This window comes from Paraburkholderia sp. SIMBA_054 (genome assembly GCF_046534875.1).
GTDB classification, from domain to species: Bacteria; Pseudomonadota; Gammaproteobacteria; order Burkholderiales; family Burkholderiaceae; genus Paraburkholderia; species Paraburkholderia hospita.
On sequence record NZ_JAWRXV010000840.1, the window covers coordinates 1 to 269 of the forward strand.

At 56.1% G+C, this 269-nt stretch carries 1 protein-coding gene; it reads right to left on the reverse strand.

Annotated features, from left to right (window positions below):
• Positions 1-202 (reverse strand): hypothetical protein (locus SB822_RS57475; protein ID WP_410859158.1); only part of this gene is annotated, 202 nt, incomplete at its 3' end.
• Between the last annotated feature and the right edge of the window lie 67 nt (positions 203-269).

Genomic DNA, 269 nt, shown 5'->3' on the forward strand with positions numbered 1-269 from the left:
TCTTCTCTCTGCGTTGTGGAACGTTGACCTGCACCTTATGGCCCGCGCGCGTCGAGAGCGCTTCGGCAATAAGCGATTGCTCCTCAACCGTCTCGGACAAGAGAACCAGACGCGGACACGGCTTGTCGTCATAGAACTGGGACAAGAATGCCCCCAGAACCTCTGCCGGGCCGAGCGACTGTTTTTTGCGAAGCCGCCGCATAAACTGGAATGTGCTGATTTCTCGGGACAAAATCTGGCCCCGGTTGCTGCTTCTGTAACGATTTCAG